The sequence below is a fragment of the Seongchinamella unica genome, assembly GCF_004354085.1.
Taxonomy (GTDB): domain Bacteria; phylum Pseudomonadota; class Gammaproteobacteria; order Pseudomonadales; family Halieaceae; genus Halioglobus; species Halioglobus unicus.
Window position 1 is genome coordinate 12,684 of record NZ_SMSE01000001.1, and the last position, 19,659, is coordinate 32,342.

The window sequence follows — 19,659 nt, forward strand, 5'->3', positions numbered from 1 at the left end:
CTGAATATTACCGTCGGTCGCTATGAACGGCGCGATCTTGCTACTTTTACATCGACCTTCCGCACTTGCCAAACTACTCCGGCCTGGTGGATACCGCACCGTCATTGCCGAGAATCTACTCTTGGAGCAGCCACTCATCATTCACAGCCGAGCACGCCAGAGAGCGCCGAATTTGAATACTCAAGATCGCACGATATTGGGATTCTTATCAATATTCTTGAGCCCCGGACGGGTTCGACGAGTAGCCGTCATCATCCAGCCATCCACCTGACTCGCCTTTCACAAAGCCCTGAAGAAACGGAAGTATCACCTCCTTTACTCTCCCCGTGGAGGAAGGAAGCCAGGGCCGAAAGGACAGTCAGAGGAGGTCATCGCAGCAATCGTGGAAATGAAACAGCGAAATCCACGATATGGCTGTCCTCGCATCGCACAGCAGATCAACTTGGCTCTTGGTTTAGACCTGGTAGTCCGGCGTGTGTTAGCGGTCCACTACAAACCAGATCCCGCTGATCGCGGCCCCTCCTGGCTGACTACCCTCGGTCATGCAAAGGACAGCCTATGGAATGTAGATCTATGCTGTGCCGAGTCCATCACTTTAAGGACCCACTGGATCATGGTGGTTATGGACCAGTACACGCGCAGGATTGTTGGCTTTGCCGTCCACGTTGGAGACGTCGATGGCCCCGCAGCCTGCCGTATGTTCAACGATGCTACTTCTGGCGAAGGCTGGCCGCAGCGGCTCAGTTCTGACAATGATCCCCTGTTTCAATATCGGCAGTGGAAAGCCAATCTCAATATCCTCAACATCGAGGAAATCAAATCGTTACCCTCCGTTCCCATGTCACACCCGTTCGTTGAGCGACTCATTGGCAGCGTTAGGCGAGAACTGTTGGATCAGACTCTCTTCAGGACTCAGACCGACCTCGAAAAAAAGTTGCGCGCCTATCAACTGTATTTCAACAAGAACCGGTGTCATTCCAGCCGCAGCGGCGCAACGCCAGTCGAGTCTTCAGGCACGAAAGTCATTGATCTGAACCATTACTGCTGGAAAAAGCACTATCGAGGTCTCTTTCTACTTCCAGTGGCGGCTTGATTTAACAATTCGCCAGGGACAGGTATATCAATTGGATTTTCATCGATCGCCAACTCACATACAAGGGTAACTTGTCAGCACCATACCCGTGGCAGTCATCACTGACCCGGTGCGAACATACAGTTCGACATCCATTGCGAGACATTTTTTGTCAGCATACCTGGACCAACCAGTTTGAGATCACCTGAGTTAATTTCCTTTCTGTACGTTGTCTCAACCATCCAGATATCCGACAAGCACTTCACGGTGGAGGTGAAATAAACGTCGGGCTCTTTTCCCGGATCGATAGTGCATAAATCAACTTCCATACCGTTTACGAGAATCCACCAGTCCGGTTGCTGTTCGATATCGGTAAAGTGAAACTTAATGACAGTTTCCTTACCGGGTAAGTTACCTGGCTGAATGCTTCTCCTCAGGTAAGTCATAAGAAAGTCCACATCGAAGTCGTTACTGGTCAGGTGCACCCTGGTCCAGCGCATGCCCCAATTACCAATATCTATAAAGATTGGCAGTAATTCTTCAGCAGATTTTGTCGGCAGGTACTCATGCCCCTTCTGTCCGGGCAACTTTTTCTTCACTATCAGGCCGTACTCCGCCAGTGTAGACAAGCGTTTAGTCAAAACAGCAGGCGATATCATACTTAGCCCTCTTTGCAGCTCGTTGAACCGGGAACTTCCCATAAGAAGCTCCCTGAGGATGAGTATTGTCCACTTCTCACCAAGAATCTCGGTCGCTTTTGCTATGGGGCAGAACTGGCCATACTCCATGGTTTTCTCCCGCTGATTGAGCACTTATAGTAACTTCATTCTACATAGTTAGTAACTATGTTTTGCATAGTTGGTTGCTATACGAAATGAAGCAGTCTGCTCCTGCCTTTCGGTGCATGATGCTATCGCGTTGCACAACAACCAGATCGGAGATAGACATATGAATACGTTCAAGGCACATACGGTTGATACGGCGCCCAGCGATTCACATACAGCGCTGCAAAGTGTGAAGGAAAGCATTGGCTTGCTCCCCAATGTATTCGCGGCCATTGCAGAGTCACCACTGGCACTGGAAACCTTCGTCACTCTTAACGGCGCCTTTGCAGAATCATCCCTGAGTCCAGAAGAGCAGCAGATAGTACTACTTGCCACAAGTACAGAAAATAACTGTGTTTACTGCGTGGCAGGCCATACGGCTTTTGCAAACCAGATAAACATGCCACAGCGGGATGTGGACGCGATGCGAGAAATGAGACCACTCGAAGACGAAAAACTACAGGCGCTGAACAAGCTGGTTCGCCAGATGGTAAGAGGCCGGGGCCGCGTATCTGAGACTGACATCGAGAATTTTCTGGCCGCAGGTTACAGCCGGCAGCAGTTCTTCGAAGTGATCATTGGCGTCTGTGTCAAAACCTTCAGTAACTACGTGAGTATCGGGCTGGAGCTCGAACTTGATGCTGCCTTCCAAACGTACGCCTGGGAAGGACGAAATGCGAAAGCGACCAACCAGGAGTATGCCAGACAATAACTGGCCACCTGCGCCTCCTCTTTAGGCAAGGTCGCACCCAAACCAGAGGTCCACCTGAATGAAGCTTAATGTCCATTACATCGACGCATTTACTGATTCATTATTCAAAGGCAATCCCGCCGCAGTCATTATTTCAGACACATGGCTGAGCGATGAACTGATGCAGTCAATCGCGGCAGAAAACAACCTCTCCGAAACTGCCTTTGCCGTCAAGACGAAAGCGGGTTATCGTATTCGCTGGTTCTCTCCCCTGACGGAGATAGAGTTCTGCGGTCACGCAACTCTGGCCACAGCTTACGTGCTGTTTAATCAGTACAGCAAGTTAAGATCAATCAACTTCTATGCCAAAGCCGTTGGGGAACTTGAGGTCCATAAAGCCCGGGATGGTTTTATCCAAATGATATTTCCAAACAGAATGCCTGAGCCAGTCGATGATATCCCTGAAGCACTGATTGACGGCCTGTCCATTAAACCTACTGAAGTCTACGTTAATCAACAAGCCTATTTCGCTATTTATAGCGATGCAGAGCAGGTTTTTGCGGTTGAGCAGGACCAGGATAAAATCAGGCAACTCAAGCCTTACGATGTGACCGTTACAGCACCAGCGGCGGGCTATGATTTCGTGTCACGTTATTTCTGGCCTGCCAATGGCGGCGATGAAGACCCGGTTACCGGCTCCATACACACCGGCCTTGCGCCATTCTGGTCCGAGCGACTGGGGAAACAGGATTTAAGGGCTTATCAAGCCTCCAGGCGCGGTGGCGAACTGCTGTGCAAAGTGGATAGAGACAGGGTTTTCATCCAGGGCAAAGCGGTGAGCTATCTCTCGGGAATTATCGAAATCTAAATACACACGGAGCACCCAATTATTTGATAGCCCTCAAAGGAGACACTGGATGACCGAGCAAAGCAGGCCGAGGATAGAGCCGGTTGATGTAGATCTAAAGGAACCGCTTAAGTCGAAAATGGCTACAATATTTCCCGCTGCATTACCTTCACCAAACCTGTACCGCAGTGTGGCTCGCAATGAATCTCTGTTTATCGATATGATCGATATGCGTTTTATTGGTCCGACCGGCCTGATGGACCGGAAAACGATACCGTCACGGCTTCGTGAACTACTTATTCTACGTACCTGTACGCTGGCCGGGAACGAATACGAGTTCAATCTGCACGAACGAACAATTTCAGAAAAGATGGGTCTCACAAGAGCAGAGATCGGCAATCTAAAGAACAAAACTGTCGACAGGACACTGTGGCCCGCTGCAGAGCTCTCACTGATCTCGATGACGGACGAGCTGGTGTCGACCTTGTCAGTCTCAGACCCGGTATTCGAGCAGGCTTGTGAGCATTTCTCGACAGCTGAGCTTGTTGAAATGACGCAGCTGGTTGGGCTATACACGTCGGTCGCAATGCTGGTCTCACTGATCAGGCCTGAAACAGATCCTTATTAGGGTTTCGACACGTTCACTCTTCATAAGAATCGAACACGTGGGATAAATTGAGGTAACAGAGATACTCGAAGGCGGGCGGCAACTCCCTTTGCTACTCCATTGCACGCAACGCCGCCTCCGCAATCCGTCCCTGGCGCATTGTCATTTCATCTGTGAAATCAGAGAGTTGATGGTTGCGGTTTTAGGAGAGCAAGATTACTCTCGGAACGCATGCGATAGGTCTTTTTCCTATTTTTTGACCTGCTGACCACGCTGGCGAAACTGATATGACCCGGTAGCAATAGGATAGTCGATATCAGCGGCTACCGATGGCAGAAACATTGTCGCGGCCGATTTCCGCTTCCAGTTCCAGCATAAGTCACCATTTCGCCAGGGGCAGGAAGAAGGCCATCAAGGTCTTAAGGCCGGTGCGCCGCGCGTTATCCAAGGCAGGCACCCGATTATCACACCGAACAAACTGAAGCGGGCTTTCACCGCCAACCTCCCGGACACCGTCCGGGTGACCGACATTACTTACATTCGAACCTGGCAGTGATGGCTCTATCTCGCAGCTGTGGTCGACCTATACTCACGTAAGGTCGCAGGCTGGTCCAGAGTGAATAGACATTCCGATGATGCAATCGTGACTTTCTTCAATGAGGGTGATCAGAAACGCTGAAGGTAATCGTTCATTGCAATCCCGATGCCGAAACGCTCCATATCGAAATCATAGTCCAGCAGGCTTTCGCCATAGCCGTTATAGTATTGCGCGTAGATGCGAAATACCTTGCTGATGGGGTAGCTCCAGGTCAGTTCGAAAGATGTCTCCCGCGTGCCGGGACGCAGCATTGCGGTAATGGTATTGCGATTGGGCGCCCAGACCGCGCGCAGATCACCGTACCCGTAGTAACGATGCATTCCCGGATTGTCGTCGTCCTCCTCGTCTTCAGGAATCCGGTACCAGGCCCTGGCCAGGACCCCCAGATCGTCGGTGATGGAGATAGCGCTTTTGGCCATTATGCGATTCCAACTCCTGGAATACCGCTGGCTCTGCCCGTTCGACTGGTGGTTGAAGCCCAGCGACCACCCGGCAATCTTAAAGCCCAGTAAATCGTATTCTCTGAAGTCTCGCACGGTGATCTCCGGTTCGTAATTCGTCTCGCGAAACGGCGCAGAAAATTTATCATTGAACAACTGCCAGTAGGACCTGGAAGTGTAAGAAACGAATGTGTCGAGATTGGTTCCGAACATCTGCCGCCATACCGGTGCCTTTATGCTGACCTGAAACTGCATTTCATCGTCCTGCACAGGATGGGCTACGTCGGTCTGGTCTTCAAACGGGGCCTGGTTGGGTTTGTCCATGACCGTGTACAGGATGTAGTTGGGCAGGTTAGCCGTGATAGCGAAGGGACGTTCCTCGATTTCCGACTCAACAGCGTAGCGAGAAGCAATAACATCCTGTTGTTCGTATACAGGCAAAGACGTTAAAACTTTCTCTTCTTCTGTAGATAATCTGTCCAGGGCAGTCGCACAAGCCTTGCGAAGTTCCCCAATGCTGGTCGACTCGGCCGCAGTGGCAATGGCCTTTAACATGCACCTGTCCAGATCGCTTGCCAATACGGGCGAGGGTGCAACTAGAGGGCTGGCAATCAGCAAAGCCAGACCCCAAGCGGCAAACTGAGGTGCTCTAAATTTCATTTTCATCAACTGCTCCTGTCGTGCGGTAGAAAGATTCAGATTGACTTACGCCATCCTTGACATCCAAGTGTACAGACTCAGGTTGTTATTCTTCATCGCAAGACTTGCTATCAGTAAAGTGGAACCACGGGGGCCCAGCGAAAAGCGAATCTGGAAATCAGGCCCAGGGCTGTCAGCACCGACCAGAACCATTTTGCTCGGGAGTGTTTTACCGATAGCCACGTCACAACCGATGTCGCCCAGTGCCACACCAGAATCGTTGAATGCCCCCGACAGAATGCCGAACTGGCCGTCGCCTGTAGGAAAAAAATCCGCGTCGCCAACCCGGGGAATCGGCTGCTCGTACAACACTGGAAAGTTGGGACGAACGAAGAGATTGACTCCTTCCCTCAGCGGGCAAGGCAGCACGGGCTGGACCCTAACGCGGTATGCCTCCTGACCGTCGGCCGCGGTCAGGTCGCCCTTATAGCTGGTGTAGTCCAGGTTGAAATTGAGAATGCCAAGGGTGGTATTGGGATTGGCCAGCTCTCGCGCGATCTCTACATTGCTCTGCTCGTCCTGCGCTGAAACGCCCGTAGCCGCCAAAGCGAGCGCCAATCCTGCTAACAACGTTGTGTCTCGCTTCATACGGTTTCCCTTATTTTGCTCGTGACAGGGATGCTAGTTTGTTTTGGGATTGGATCATAAAGCGGCCCTCAGGCGGAGGCCGAAAAATGTGCTCCAGTCATCAGTTGGATTGAGGATCGGATTTTGGATGACCTGGAAAATTGGCGTAAGCGCGATTCCCTGGGTGAGTTGAAGTAGCGGCGCCAGCCCCTTTCCAGGAAAGGCGTAACCCAGCATGCTCGCAAACTTTCCCCACGGTGGCGGCAACTTGTCAATGGCGTCGAGTCGGGCAGAAGAGCCGGCGAGCGACAGCGTGCCGGCTGTCATGTCCTGTAACGGGTCGCCCAGGCGCGCCAGCTTGTCGAGATCGACGCGCTGAGGTGCATAGGACCTTTCCCGCACAGCAAAGACGATATACGACGGGGTCGACCTGAATACCCCCTCGTAGCCTAACTTCCTGGAAAGACATGCAAGGAAGGACTCCAGCCGGCCAGCGGTGGAACCGTATCCATGGGCCGCGAGTCCTATCTTGACGATATATCGCCACGCTTCCTCGAAGGAAACACTTGCGAGTCCCTGAAACTCTTCGGCAGCGGTTTTTCCGACCACATGATACCTGCTATTCAAAATCCGAGAATTCGCCACGAATCAAATACACCAGCATCGAGCCAGTGCACATCGATCATGCCTGGCATTATGGTTTTGACATTGCCTTCTATACCGTCAGCTCCTTTCGGCGCTTGAATATCTTTGGCCATTCGGTTTTTCCATCGAAAATTTTCACGTAGCCGTAACATCAAACGTTGCGCTTTCGTCGAGAGGGTAGATGGGATACGTTAGCTGGGTGTGCTCGAAAAGCGTAATATCGCGGCTGGTTGTTCCGGGAACATCAGCGATCAACAACTTATCGGTGAAGTTTTCATAGAACGCTCGAAAGTGCATCCCGCTTTTGACACCTATAACGTCATATTCCTGAATGATGATGCCATGCGGCCGTCCCTGCGTATCATCATAGGTCTGGCATAGGCCGGAAATAACGATGACATCTACCGTATTCGCCGCTTCGATGACCAACCTGGCGGTAGGGCCAAGCTGGAATGGGCCGTTGAAAGCGGTCCCCCCGCGAACGATCTCATTCCCATCGGAAAGGGACTTGACATAGGCTTTGGTCTTGATTGGTTCGCCCGCCAATTTCTCAAATTTGCCACCGAGGCTCACATCGATTGTTGCTCCGACACCGGCAGCGACTGCGGCCTTTGCGGTTTCCGGATCGTGTATGGACATGAAAGCGACTTTCCCCAGGCCTTTGGTCTCCATCAGGGCCTTCAGTAGGTGGGTGCCGCCACCGCCGGCTCCGCCACCCGGATTATCCGCAGCGTCCCCAATCACGATCGGGGTATGGTCGATGACATCGCCTTTCGTTGGCAATTGACGAACATAATGGCCGTCCCTCTCGAGCATGGCCAGCACCGTGCCCATCGTTTTGTCCAAAGTCTCTAATGGGATAATGGACTCTTTCCGGTGATCCCATATCCACTGCGCCAGTTCGTCCACCAGTTCCTGTGCCAGCTCGAGGTCATTTTCGGTCGTGACCATCGGATACACGCCACAAAAATCACTGTCCTGGTAGGGGAAACCATGCATCACAGAGCAGTTGAGAACGCCGGGGCGCTGTTCTATTTCAATGCACATTTCTTTCAGACGATTTGCAAAGGTGCCCTGCTCTTCGGTATTGCTCATGCCCATCATCAGGGGCACTTTGCGATAGGCGGGGGTAGGATGCGATTCTCCTGCCAGGATTGCAGCGCCACGATACATGGCATCACGTGCACACGCATTCATATCCATATGAGGATATTGTTTGCAGGCACTGAAGAAATTCATGTTATCCATCATTTTGTCGGTGATCTTGCCATGCAGATCACCCGACCAGACGATCATCGTGTCCTTTCCGACCAGGGCTCTGACCGCCTCCGCCAAGTCTCCCTCAAGATCGTGCGTGCTATTCACCATCCCGGCACCGTGGACAGACAGGTAGACGATATCCATCGGCAACTGTGTTTTCAGCGTGTGCAAGATGTCCTTTTTCGCATCTGCCCAAGCTTGATCATTCACCGTGCTAAAGCACCAGTCTATGTAATACATAACACCGGGAAGCAGCTCCCAGCCCTCTTCCTCGCATACGTCAACGGCTCCACCAATGGCAGTTCCTTTTATCTGCTGCTTGATCTCATCGCCGCGGAAAACGCGCATTCTGTCCAGCGTAGTTTCGCCCATGCCTTCGGTGAGGTAGGTGTTGGTTTCATGGAAAAAGCCAACATAGGACACTCTTAATTTTTTTGAATTTGGCATTTCTTTCTCACTGTCCCCCCGGAACGCAAGTAAAGGTGACGATGCTGCAGCAATACCCGCAGAGCCAGCAAGCGTAATAAATTTTCTACGTTTCATGAGCTTTGATTGCTACCTATACGATAATTAAGTGAAAAGTGTTTTTACAGAGTTTTCGATCAGGGCCCCGTTCACGCCGTCAAAGACGTTGACGTTCGTGAACAGAATTGACCGGTGGGTTCTTGAGCAGCCGTCGGCAGGGCGAAGCTCACCGCGACGACAAGCGCCGTGGTCAGGTTCCTTAGGTTTATTTAGTTTCCGCATTGGATTTGTCCTGTTGTCGATGCAGCGGGTTCGGTGGAGAAGTCAATCTGCGCCGTGCAGGATCGCCCCCCACCGAATCCGTGGCTGATGTCGCCCCGGTTAGTCGAAGACAGAACCGGTGGCCGGGAATTCGTCGACCGGCCCGTCGCCGCGAATGAAGATCCGGTGGTTGAATCGCACGTAGTTGAGTGCGCCAGACGGATCTTCGAGCAATTCGCCAAGGGCTCCCTCGTTCGGGCCTTCGGTGATGATGAAAAAGCCCTCGGCCGTGTTGGCCACATTGGCCGGCGCGGGATCCGCTCCCTTGGTCAATGCGGAGAACTGGACAAACACATATTTGTCGCCCTCTTTGCGGATCTCGATGTTTTGGGAATTACCCTTGAAGACGCCGACGAAGGGGTCGAGCACAGACGGATCAACGCCCGCTGCGACCGGAGAGTCGGCCTCGATTTTCGTGAAGGCTTTGACCATTGCGTTCGCAACTTTTTTGTAGGCCTCGACTCCGCGATCACTGTGGACCAAAACCACCACGGCAAAGTCGTGATCCGGGATCAGCTGCAGAAAAGAACGCGTGCCGGGCCAGTTCCCCCCGTGGCTGGGACTGATGACCCCGTCGTAGTCGTGGACGAACCATGTCAGCCCGGTAAAGTCGCCGGCCTCAGCCTCGACTGCCGGAGCGTGGGCATAGTCCAGTGCTTCTTCCGACAACAGCTGGTTTCCGGAGGTGTCCTTGCCGTCCAGCTGAAAGCGGGCGTATTTCAGCATGTCGGTAACCGTAGAACGGATCCCGCCGGAGGCTGCGGACTCTCTTATCAACGGAATGTAGTACGGCTTTAGATCACTGATGCTGCCTTCCCCGTAGATCGGCGGATGACCCCATGCGTAATTTTCAGCCGGAGGGGTGGTGTCGTAATTAAAGGATGACGCATCCATGCCGAGCGGGGCGAACAGGTACTCTTCGATCAGGGTCTCGATCGGCTTTCCGCCGACATGCGACACCACATGGGTCGCGAAGGTGATACTGGTGTTGTTGTACATCCAGGTTTGACCAAACGGATAGATCTGCGGGATGTAAGCCCCCTGGAGCATGACCTTCTCGGATATCGATCCACCCGGAGGAACACGAAGGAACCCATGGTCGCCATACCAGCCAGCGCGATGGTGGAACAGGTCAACGACCCGCGCTTTCGACGTTGCGTCGTAATCCGCAACCCTCCACCACGGCAGGATGTCGACGACACGCGCGTTCAAATCCAGATCGCCCTGTTCGGACAGCTGCATGGCCACCGTCGACAGGAAGGTTTTTGTCACAGAGCCAATTTGAAAATGCGTATCAGGGGTAACGGCCTCGTCGGTGCCTACCTTGGTGACACCGAGGCCGGTGCTGTAGGAGTTGGGCCCATGGATGACCCCGACAGCAAGTCCCGGTATGTGCATTTCCTTAATCAGTCCAGAAGCTTCAGCGACGACCGCATCGAAGGTCGCCTGGCCATCCTCCTGTGTCATGAACTGTTGGTTGTTCTGCGCTAGTGCTGGCTGAAAGCCAAGTGATGACGTAACAATTAGGGTGAATAATGGTTTCATCAGGGCCTTCACTGGATTTTTCCTTTTCATTGGATTCCTCACTGGTTTTCTCCTGTCGGTATAACGATGGTTCTTCCTGGGGAGTTCTGTCTTCGCCGCGCAAGATCGCACTGGCAGAGCCTGCACGGCGAAGTTTCCCCGATTACTGCTTCGCCATCTGCCCAACGTAGTAGTAGTCGTATAGCGAGCGGGCGACCTCAGCAATTGCCCGATCCCTGTTAGCCTCCGATGTCTCGCTGCTCTTGGTGAACACAGCGATTGCAAACCGACGACCGTCGGGGAGCGTGATATAACCGACGTCATTGGCCACTCCCCCAATGGTTCCGGTCTTGTGCGCCACGGGCGTACCCTTCGGCAGCAGCCCCTTGAGCCGGCCAGCGCCGGTGCGCGTGCGCGACATGACATCAATCAGGAAGTCGCGGCTCTCGGCACTCGTCGCCGTGCCGCTGTCGATGGCAAGCAGGAGTTTCAGCATCGCAAGGGGCGTTGCGTGGTCGCGGGGGTCCGCCTCAAAGTCCAGATTGCGGTCACTTACGATCGTCGCAAGCTCCGGCCGGGCCTTGAAGGCCTCTGTGGCGACTTTCATCGTGGCAGGTCCCGGCAGGCCATAGAATTCCCCGATGATCTCGCCGGTCAGCCGATCGACCCTGAAATCGGTGATCCCGAGCCTGCGCAGATTCTCGGTCACTGCCGCGGGTCCGCCAGCCTGCCCCATCAAGGTGTCGGTCGCCGTGTTGTCGCTCTCCGTGATCATGATCTCCATCAGGTTCGCCACCGAAAGCTGAAGCCCTGGATGCACGAATGTGTCGCTAAGCGCAGCGTCGCCGATCATCATCATGTCGGGTGTGATTTCGACCATCTGGTCGAGGCTCAGTTCCTCCCTGTCCACGCGGTCCAGAATCGCAGTGGCGATCGCCACCTTGTAGGTGCTGGCCATGGGGAAGGTTTCATCGCCATTCAACGCGATGACTTCGTCGCTGCCGATCTCCTGCGCCGCAAAGCCGATGCGCCCGACAAGCTTCGCCGCGAATTGCTCAATCGCGGCGGCAACAGGCTTGCCGTCTGATGTCTGGCCGTACGCTGGGCTGAATATGGCCGCCGCGGAAACCGCAAGAGCCATGATGATGTTGCGAAGTTTCATTCCAGATATCTCCTTCCTGTGATACAGGTTTCAGGACTGTCCCATTCGGTGTTGATGCCCCGGAACGCGCAGCCTGCGCGCAAGACCTGGGCGAATAGCAGCCAGGAGACGGAGATCAAAAACTGCATGATCCCGTCTTCTTGCCTGTTCACGCCACACTCAGTTGCCGTGCTTCGCCGGGACGGCAGACGTGACATCCTAATCCGGCATCCCGGTCGAGAATTCGGTATTCCACGCAGCTTCCGAGTAAGGCTCGAAGCGTGGCTTGGCTTCGGGTTCAAACCGGATCGGCTGGCCCGGGAAGACAGGAAGCACCTTGTCGTCGCGAACGGAGACAACACCGTTGACGATCACGGCTTTCATGCCCGTTGAAGGGACGGCACCCTTCTCGTAGGTTGAATTGTCAGTGAAGTTTTCGGGGTCAAAGACCACGATATCGGCGACCATGCCGGTCTGGATGCGGCCGCGCTCTTGCATGAACGTCAGGCCGGTATCGCCCAGATGCTTGGCAGCGTTATAGCTGAGGATCGACAACAGCTGCATCATGGGGATGTTGTGTTCCCGACCGAGCCGGATCGTCGCGCCTCGGGAGCCAGCCGCGCGGGGGTGGGTGTTGCCGAGCTTCTCCAGCGGGAAATCCCACGGGCCGAAGTGCGGTTCGGCAGGAAGCGCGTCGCTGCCCACGGTGACGCCCTTCAGCGTCAGCCATTTCGGCGGATCTTCGGCGGGCATCTTGAATACGACGATCGGTTTGGTCGGATTGGAAGCCATGTCGGCCTTGAATGTCTCCAAGGTATAGAACTTACCCGTGACCGGATCCTGCACGGTATCCTCATAGCGGTTGCCCAGATCGTCGATCCAGCTATCCGGCTGCAGAAAAGAGGCATTCAACGTGGTGGAACCCGCAGCGTAGGGATAGATTTCACCCCAGATGTTGTGGCCCTGTTCCTGAAGCCCAACAATCATTTGGTGGGCAAGGCGCCAACCCGGGTTGTTGAAGTGAAGGACGATCGCCGGGGCGTCAAGCGCCAGGGCGTTGGCAATGAGTTCCTGCGCACCGTTGTTCTCGGTCGTATCGGTGCCAAGCGTATAGCGTGTATGTGCGCCAGTCGGGCGGCCATAGCGAGCGCCAACTTTCTGCACCTCGAACATCTCGCGGGAGGAGACGCCCTCTCTCATATAACCCACGGTGCTGCCGATGCCCGGCGCGCCCGCCTGCAGACCCTTGTCAATCTCTTCAAGAATCGCGTTGCTCTGTTCCAGGGTCGGGCGCGTCACGCTCCAGCCCGCATTCTTCCGGGTTTCAAGAGCGGCAATGGGACCGTTTATCAGGTAATCGCCCTCTGACCCGTCGATCACCATCGCGCGGGCAATTTCGTGGCTGACCGCGCAGCCATAGTTGGCCTGGGTCACGCCAGCGCGCGCCTCGTACCAGGCCGCAATATATGATCCCGCACAGCCCGCCTCGAAATCCATGCTGCTGGTCAACCCGTCGCGCAACCCGATCCGGTAGCCGATTGGCGTCTGCCAATGGAAATGGGTGTCGATGAAGCCCGGCGCCACTATATGGCCGGCGGCCTCTATCGTCTTGGCACCCTTCAGCGGTTTCTTGCTGATTTCGGCAATGCGGCCATCTTTGATACCGACGTTGGCGACACTGTCAAACAGCGTTTCAGGGTCCATGACCCGACCGTCGATGATCACCAGATCATAGTCCTGGGCAAACAGCGTGGGTGCCGCCAGTGCGTTGAGAATGAGTGAGAACGCAAAAATTTTCGTTCTAGACATTAGTTAACTTCTCCGTTTTCCAATTCCCGGCTCGAACATCGAATCCACTTTTACGCAAAAACCTAAACCCAATCCTCATGAGTTCTACTGTATGTATTCGCTAAAAATAGACCCAAATCTGAAGCAGCAATACCTGCATAAGTATAAATTTACTGAACGACTTTCACTTCTTTGTTACCTATTCACCCCATGCTCTAAACACGGTGTAAATGCGAACTTTCTAGTATTGAAGGAAACGCGTCCTTGCCAGACGCGTATTTGCTGTTGTCTGAGGCCGTATCCGGATTGAAACGACGATGTCGGCATCAGCACCCACCTGCACCCGACCCTTGGTTCTGAACTGGCTACAGCCGCCCAACTCGTCAAAATATTTGGCGTGCAGATAGCTCAACTCGGAAATACCTTTCATAGACGACGTATTCTTTTCTTCACGCACCATACGCAGAGCACCTTGACGTGGGTATCTGCACTACGCGGATGGACTAGCTTGCCATCGTAGAGGGGGCGGGATCCCATGGGCAGCACAGAACCTACTATCCGGACGGTATCTTAGCTAATTGGCGGCGTCAATAGCCTAGATCAAAGATAAATCATCCCGCCTGGACAAAATCCAATCTATCTCGTGGCGTCACCAGCCTGGTTGTAGATAAGAACACCTGGGGTGAATGGTAACCGGCAGCCTCGACTTCAGCGACTCCCGGGGGAATTCGCCGTAATTCTTGGGGAAGCTGCACAGGGCCACCGGCACACATGGCCAGTACCGCGTCATTGAAGGTACCATCCAGCGCCTTGCCGACCGCGCAAATGTGGGCAAAAGGCCAGGACTGGGCGACAAAGCGGCGTGCTCCATCCACCTTGGTGTTGATTAGAGAACGGGGCACATTCTGCCATGGCACCAGCAGGGACCCGCCAGAACCGGTCCAGGCGCCGAAGTACGTACGTTGCGCGCCCAGCAGGTTTGCACTACTGTCGAAGGTGGCCTTCAGCGCCTCCGCCACGTTACGAAATTCCTGCTCGGCCGGGGCATCAGCACAAATGTGGCCACATACCGATCTCTGGCCGCCATCGACAGCGGCGAATAGTGGATACGCCCGTTGGGGTCTGTGGACCACATACTCCGCAGCAGGTGTGCGGTGCCCACACCGTCGAGAGCCGCGGGATGGAACCTGGCGTAAACGGCAAACTGCCGGTCCGGCAGGAACTCCTGCTCGTCGGCTCCCTCGGACCGGGTAAACAGATTAAAACCGCCCGTGTGCATGGGCGTTTCCCTGCTCTCCATCTTCAGGAATGCGCTGTCAATAATGCTTAACTTTTTCTTTTGGTTACCAGTTTTATTATCCGGTACTAACTAAGCGCTTTTCGCGGCTTTTGACTAGAAAATGGGCGCTTCAGCCATCGGAGGGAAGGCGTTCTCTCCCATATAAGGGTTGGCATCAGCCAGCGCTTCGTTCAGTTCAAAGCCAAGACCCGGCCGGTCGGGGACGGTTACATACCCGTCTTCCCACTGAATCGGCGTGGTAAGCAAGTCGTTGAAAAAGCCGTCGAAGTTGTCGATGCTTTCGAGAATCAGAAAGTTCGGCAGGGTGGTAGATAACTGAATGTTCGCTGCGGCTTCGATGGGACCGGCATACAGGTGCGGTGCAAACTGCGCATAATGTGCCTCGGCCATAGCAGCGAGCTTCTTACCCTCCAGAATACCGCCCACGCGACCCAGGGCCGGCTGCAGGATTTGAACCGCCTGCGCCTCCAGCACTTTCGAAATCTCGAAACGGCTGACCAGCCGTTCGGCGCCCGAGATTGGAATGGTGGTGGAGCGGGCAACGCGCGCCATTTCTTGAGGATTGCATGGCGGTACAGGCTCCTCGAACCAGAGCGGATCGAACCTCTCCAGGCGGCGGGCAAGACGAATTGCACTTGACGTGGTTAGCTGACCATGTGTCTTGATCATCAAATCACACTTGCTTCCCGCCACCTCGCGCAAACTTTGCATCAGCTGCTCCGCGCCTTCCAGGGCCTCGAGGGAAAGCTGGCGCGGATCGAAAGAACCCATCGGCATTACCGGATCGAAACCGACAGCGGTAAAGCCCATATCCATGTAATGCTGTAAGCGTTTGGGTGCCGCAGCTGCATCGCCATGAAATTTCTCTGCGGTCAATTCATCAACGTCAGGATAAAGGTAGGTATACGATCTCAACTTCTCATGCACCTTCCCTCCCATCAGGTTGTAGATGGGTTGATCCAAAGCCTTCCCAATGATATCCCAGCAAGCGATTTCGATACCTGAGAGGACTCCTCCGGTGCTGACATCAGGGCGCTGCACAAATCCGGCCGAGTAAATGATGCGCCACATTTTTTCAATATCAAACGGGCTCTGCCCCACCACATGGCGTTCGAACACGTTCTCGATCATCTTGCGGACAATACCGGGCCCAAAGGGTACGCCGTAGACTTCACCGTAGCCGGATATCCCATTGTCAGTCGTCAACTTGACAAATATCCAGTATGCGCCTCCTTTGTGAGGCGGAGGAGTCGCTACAGCCCAGGTTTTTACATCTGTGATTTTAATATTGTACTCCTTCGGAACCTCGCGCTTTTACCGCGCATTCCTGCAACTGCCCAAATAAGTGCTCTCAGATCGTGATGGCTTCAAATCAGGCGGCCTTCACCTCACGACTGAGGATTACGGTGCGCAGTTCGTCACGGATTTTGCTCACGGCATCGGCATGACGTTCACGAACATGACCGTAACCTCGAATATGCTCGGGCAGGTTCATTAGCTGAGCGATGTTGTCAGAGACTTCAGCCGAGTTATTCGACAGAGCGAACGCAATATCTGCCTCATAATCAGCAAGCAGTTTGGCGGCGAGCTTACGCTCCTCTGAATAGCGAAATGGATCCAGGATGGAACCGCGCAGGAACCGGAACCGGTTCATCATTCGGAAGAAGAACATTGCCCTGCTGCTGGATACTTCTCCCTTGGTGAACTTTCCGGTCTCTTTGTCGAGCCCGCCATAGGGCCACGCACCAAAGTGGAAGGTGAGCTTCATGTCGCCGTCGAAGGTATCTGCCAGGGCTTTGCGGAAAGACGGCTTCGTGTAGAGTCTAGCCACCTCCCATTCGTCCTTGTGCGCGAGCAGCTTGTAATAGCCGCGCGCCACAGCCTTGACTGCGGCCTCGTTCAGTCCAGCACTGCGCACCCGTTCAACCATGTCTGAGTAACGTTTGGCAAGGTTCGCGTCCTTGTAGTCAGTCAATTCAGCGACCCGGTGTGCGACGATATCGTCCACCGACGGCTCGCGATGCATCTGCACTACAACCGGCTCCTCCTCGCCCGCCAGACGGCGAGCGGCGGGCGCATCTGCATACGCCAGTCGCCCGAGATCGAATGCCTGCTTGTTCTTGGCAACGGCTACACCGTTCAGCTCGATGGCACGATGAATTGCTTCCAGCGACAGGGGAATACCTCCCTGCTGCCAGGCAGCACCCATCAGCAACATATTGGCGAAAACACGATCTCCCATTACTCGGTCTGCCAGCGTCTGCGCATCCAAAGCTCTAAGGTTGTCTCCCAATACCTGGCTCAAACGCCCTATCTGCGCTTCACTATCTACCTTCCAATCAGGATTCATGGAGAACTCGGCGGTAGGCACCACTGTTGTATCAACAACAGCAACGGATTTGCCACTGACAACTTTTGAAAGCGCTTCGTCACCAGCGGCGACAACGAGGTCACTGCCTATCATTGCGTTAGCTTCGCCCACAGCGATGCGAGTAGCTCTCATCTGCTCAGGGCTTTCCGCTATCTTGACATGGGAATGAACAGCCCCGTACTTCTGGGCCAAACCGGTAATATCAAGACTGGTTGAGAAATAGCCATCGGCGTGAGCTGCGACTGCTAGCGTCTGACCTATAGTGACCACCCCAGCGCCACCAATCCCTGAAACAAGTATCGACCAGGTTCCATCAATAGTCGCCTCCGGGACGGGCAGGTGACTGGCACCTATCTGCACTTCAGCAGCCTGCGCCTTCTTGGGCTGCGCACCCGAGACACTGACGAGTGAAGGACAGAATCCCTCAAGGCAGGAAAAGTCCTTGTTACACGAGGACTGGTTAATTTTACGCTTGCGACCCAACTCGGTTTCCAGGGGCTCAATCGCCATGCAGCCTGAAACCGTGGAGCAATCACCACAGCCTTCGCAAACTTCCGGATTAATGAAAACGCGCTTATCGGGGTCCTGCCATTTGCCGCGCTTACGCAGACGGCGGCGCTCTGTAGCACAGGGCTGGTCATAAATAATGACCGTTACCCCGCTTAACTCGCGAAATTCCTTCTGTACTGCCTCCATGGCGGTACGGTGATAGACCTTAACGCCAAGCGCGCGAGCGTCAAACTTCTCAGGTTCATCCGATACCAACGCAATACGCGCGACACCTTCTCCCGTCAGCTGCCTGATCATCTTCTCGGGCGAAATATCACCATCGTGTTGCTGCCCCCCTGTCATGGAGACAAAACCGTTATGAAGAATTTTGTAGGTTATATTCGCCTTTGATGCCACGGCGGCGCGGATGGCAAGATAGCCGGAATGGAAATACGTTCCATCACCCATGTTGGCAAAGACATGTTTCTCATCAGTAAATGGGAATTGCCCCGCCCACATCATACCTTCAGCGCCCATATGACTCATCGAATTGGTTTTCGTTGCGTCACGTAGAATAGCCAGGGAATGGCAGCCAATGCCGGCTAGAGCGCGACTTCCCTCCGGGACTTGTGTTGAGCGACCGTGCGGGCAGCCGGCACAAAATGAGGGTGGTCGTTCGACACCGCCTGGCAGGACAGTCTGGCTTTGCAGATAGTCGGGAAGCGAAAAGCCGCAATCTGGATAAACATCATTTAGCACTCGCACCAGAACCTGCGTAACCAGATTTGGGTTTATTTCACCATAGGTTGGGAAGGCGCAATCACCGCCGCCAACCGCGTCGACGGCAGGTGTGAAGTTCTTACCCACGATGTTGGGGCGAATATCTGAACCGTAGAGAATGGCGCGGACCTGGTCTTCAAGTAAAGGACGTTTCTCCTCTACGATCAAAAGGGTGTGCAGGTCTTTGGAAAATTCGCGAACGATATCGTCATCCAGCGGCCAAACCATGCCTATTTTTAACAGACTTATGGGTGTATCCCCCAATTTCCCGTCAGCATAACCCAGGCCGGACAAAGCCTGGCTCATGTCCTGCCAGGCTTTGCCGGCGGCCATGATGCCAATTCGGGCCTCAGAGGCGCCCTCCCGACGATTTATCCCATTGGCGCGCGCATAGGTCAGCACCTTTTTTAGCTTTACGTCCCACAGAAGACGCTCTTGCTCCAAAAATGGGGTAAACGTTTTGATCGTGGTATCCGGACCCGTGTCTTCTGGCGTGGTGATCTTCGGGCTATCCGGGGACACATAGACTGAACCGCCACCCTCGACCACATCGGTAACCAGTTTCATGCCGACAAGGGTAGAGGCATAACGGCTCATCGCTATGCCATGAAGACCGTAATCAAAAACATCCTGCACATTGGCCGGGGCCAGAAAAGGCAGTCCCAGGGATGAAAAATTCAAATCCGAATAACACGCCACAGTAGATGACTTGGCACCATGGTCGTCACCCACCAAGAGCAAGGTCCCGCCCTTGGCGTTGGTGCCTGCAAGGTTGGCATGACGAATAGCGTCCATTGAGCGATCCAGGCCTGGCGCTTTTCCGTACCAGATCGAGAAAACACCATCAACTTTCGCGCCCGGAAACAACCCCACCATCTGCGAGCCCCATGCAGCCGTGGCCGCCAGGTCCTCGTTCAAACCCGGCTGAAAATAGATGTTGTGGGCCTTCAGTTCTTTCTCCGCTTGCTGTAGCGACATATCGTAGGCGCCAACTGGCGAGCCTCGATAACCAGAGATATAACCACCCGTATTCAAGCCTGCCGCTTCGTCGCGCATGCGCTGCTGGATCGGCAAGCGCACCAACGCCTGCATGCCGGTCATATAAACCCAGCCTTCTGCCTGATGAAGGCGATCATCAAGTGTCATGTCTATGCGCTGTTGCCGCGAATACTTATTCATCTTCTGATATCCTCTCTAAAAGGGAAATGCCCTGTAGTATGATCATAAAAT

At 54.1% G+C, this 19,659-nt stretch carries 18 protein-coding genes and 1 pseudogene; 5 read left to right on the forward strand and 14 right to left on the reverse strand.

Annotated features, from left to right (window positions below; all coding sequences use genetic code 11):
• The first annotated feature begins 388 nt into the window (after positions 1-388).
• The gene (locus tag E2F43_RS00070) at positions 389-1,093 is read left to right on the forward strand and encodes an integrase core domain-containing protein (RefSeq protein WP_238946774.1); all 705 of its coding nucleotides are present in this window, start codon (positions 389-391) and stop codon (positions 1,091-1,093) included.
• Between the two features lie 98 nt (positions 1,094-1,191).
• Here the strand turns inward: E2F43_RS00070 and E2F43_RS00075 are convergent, their stop codons facing one another.
• Positions 1,192-1,860, reverse strand: coding sequence for a winged helix-turn-helix transcriptional regulator (locus E2F43_RS00075; protein ID WP_133208860.1), 669 nt, complete (start codon positions 1,858-1,860; stop codon positions 1,192-1,194).
• Between the two features lie 160 nt (positions 1,861-2,020).
• Here E2F43_RS00075 and E2F43_RS00080 point away from each other — a divergent pair, with 160 nt between their 5' ends.
• The 4 genes and pseudogenes from E2F43_RS00080 to E2F43_RS19155 all read left to right on the forward strand — a co-directional run.
• Positions 2,021-2,608, forward strand: a complete 588-nt coding sequence (locus tag E2F43_RS00080) for a carboxymuconolactone decarboxylase family protein (RefSeq protein ID WP_133208861.1) — start codon at positions 2,021-2,023, stop codon at positions 2,606-2,608.
• Positions 2,609-2,666: 58 nt separating this feature from the next.
• Positions 2,667-3,455 (forward strand): PhzF family phenazine biosynthesis protein, encoded by a 789-nt coding sequence (locus E2F43_RS00085; protein ID WP_133208862.1) that lies wholly within the window; start codon positions 2,667-2,669, stop codon positions 3,453-3,455.
• 49 nt (positions 3,456-3,504) lie between these two features.
• Positions 3,505-4,062 carry a carboxymuconolactone decarboxylase family protein gene (locus E2F43_RS00090; RefSeq protein WP_133208863.1) on the forward strand — a complete coding sequence of 186 codons (558 nt, stop codon included), beginning with the start codon at positions 3,505-3,507 and terminating at the stop codon, positions 4,060-4,062.
• A gap of 412 nt (positions 4,063-4,474) precedes the next feature.
• Positions 4,475-4,594: pseudogene (locus E2F43_RS19155) on the forward strand (IS3 family transposase); the annotation flags it as partial.
• 113 nt (positions 4,595-4,707) lie between these two features.
• Here the strand turns inward: E2F43_RS19155 and E2F43_RS00095 are convergent.
• The 13 genes from E2F43_RS00095 to E2F43_RS00155 form a co-directional block, all read right to left on the reverse strand.
• Positions 4,708-5,745 (reverse strand): phospholipase A, encoded by a 1,038-nt coding sequence (locus tag E2F43_RS00095; protein WP_133208864.1) that lies wholly within the window; start codon positions 5,743-5,745, stop codon positions 4,708-4,710.
• 39 nt (positions 5,746-5,784) lie between these two features.
• Positions 5,785-6,366 carry a hypothetical protein gene (locus tag E2F43_RS00100; protein ID WP_133208865.1) on the reverse strand — a complete coding sequence of 194 codons (582 nt, stop codon included), beginning with the start codon at positions 6,364-6,366 and terminating at the stop codon, positions 5,785-5,787.
• A gap of 54 nt (positions 6,367-6,420) precedes the next feature.
• Positions 6,421-6,954: a threonine/serine exporter family protein gene (locus tag E2F43_RS00105; RefSeq protein WP_165954130.1), complete on the reverse strand. Its 534-nt coding sequence runs from the start codon at positions 6,952-6,954 to the stop codon at positions 6,421-6,423.
• Positions 6,955-6,968: 14 nt separating this feature from the next.
• On the reverse strand, positions 6,969-7,103 hold the full coding sequence (locus E2F43_RS19385; RefSeq protein ID WP_275259499.1) for a hypothetical protein: 135 nt from the start codon (positions 7,101-7,103) through the stop codon (positions 6,969-6,971).
• 22 nt (positions 7,104-7,125) lie between these two features.
• Positions 7,126-8,793 (reverse strand): M81 family metallopeptidase, encoded by a 1,668-nt coding sequence (locus E2F43_RS00110; RefSeq protein WP_133208867.1) that lies wholly within the window; start codon positions 8,791-8,793, stop codon positions 7,126-7,128.
• A gap of 303 nt (positions 8,794-9,096) precedes the next feature.
• A complete protein-coding gene (locus tag E2F43_RS00120; protein WP_238946666.1) occupies positions 9,097-10,593 on the reverse strand; it encodes a serine hydrolase domain-containing protein in 1,497 nt (498 codons plus the stop codon).
• 130 nt (positions 10,594-10,723) lie between these two features.
• Positions 10,724-11,722 carry a class A beta-lactamase gene (gene bla / locus E2F43_RS00125; protein ID WP_133208869.1) on the reverse strand — a complete coding sequence of 333 codons (999 nt, stop codon included), beginning with the start codon at positions 11,720-11,722 and terminating at the stop codon, positions 10,724-10,726.
• Positions 11,723-11,920: 198 nt separating this feature from the next.
• Positions 11,921-13,510, reverse strand: coding sequence for an amidohydrolase family protein (locus E2F43_RS00130; protein ID WP_238946667.1), 1,590 nt, complete (start codon positions 13,508-13,510; stop codon positions 11,921-11,923).
• Between the two features lie 220 nt (positions 13,511-13,730).
• On the reverse strand, positions 13,731-13,949 hold the full coding sequence (locus E2F43_RS00135) for a hypothetical protein (protein ID WP_238946668.1): 219 nt from the start codon (positions 13,947-13,949) through the stop codon (positions 13,731-13,733).
• A gap of 151 nt (positions 13,950-14,100) precedes the next feature.
• Complete coding sequence (locus E2F43_RS19390) at positions 14,101-14,508, reverse strand: wax ester/triacylglycerol synthase domain-containing protein (RefSeq protein ID WP_165954131.1); 408 nt, start codon at positions 14,506-14,508, stop codon at positions 14,101-14,103.
• Positions 14,493-14,813 (reverse strand): wax ester/triacylglycerol synthase domain-containing protein, encoded by a 321-nt coding sequence (locus E2F43_RS19395; RefSeq protein ID WP_338054584.1) that lies wholly within the window; start codon positions 14,811-14,813, stop codon positions 14,493-14,495. The genes E2F43_RS19390 and E2F43_RS19395 overlap by 16 nt, the downstream gene beginning before the upstream one ends.
• Positions 14,814-14,882: 69 nt before the next feature.
• Positions 14,883-16,076, reverse strand: a complete 1,194-nt coding sequence (locus tag E2F43_RS00150; protein ID WP_133208871.1) for a mandelate racemase/muconate lactonizing enzyme family protein — start codon at positions 16,074-16,076, stop codon at positions 14,883-14,885.
• An 85-nt stretch (positions 16,077-16,161) separates the two neighbouring features.
• Positions 16,162-19,608, reverse strand: coding sequence for an indolepyruvate ferredoxin oxidoreductase family protein (locus tag E2F43_RS00155; RefSeq protein WP_133208872.1), 3,447 nt, complete (start codon positions 19,606-19,608; stop codon positions 16,162-16,164).
• Positions 19,609-19,659: the final 51 nt, after the last annotated feature.